Source organism: Peribacillus sp. SIMBA_075 (genome assembly GCF_046534585.1).
This window is the reverse complement of record NZ_JAWRYN010000738.1, coordinates 1-267: the sequence shown is the minus strand read 5'-3', so window position 1 is coordinate 267 and position 267 is coordinate 1. Positions and strand designations below refer to the sequence as shown.

At 55.1% G+C, this 267-nt stretch carries 1 protein-coding gene; it reads left to right on the top strand.

The window, feature by feature from the left end:
* Positions 1-267: ATP-binding cassette domain-containing protein (locus SB775_RS30170; protein WP_410864928.1), on the top strand; the 267-nt coding region annotated here is incomplete at both ends.

Genomic DNA, 267 nt, shown 5'->3' with positions numbered 1-267 from the left:
ACCCGATCATGCGTGTCGGTGACCAGCTGACGGAAGCAGTCATGACCCATAAAAAAGGGAGCAGGGCGGAAGCGAAAAGGCAGGTCATCGAGCTACTAGAAACCGTCGGGGTAAAAGCGGATCGTTACAGTGATTACCCGCACCAATTTTCCGGGGGGATGAAGCAGAGGGTGCTGATCACGATGGCTCTGCTATGCAATCCCGAGCTGTTGATCGCAGACGAGCCTACGACTGCTTTGGATGTAACGATTCAGGCGCAGGTGCTCG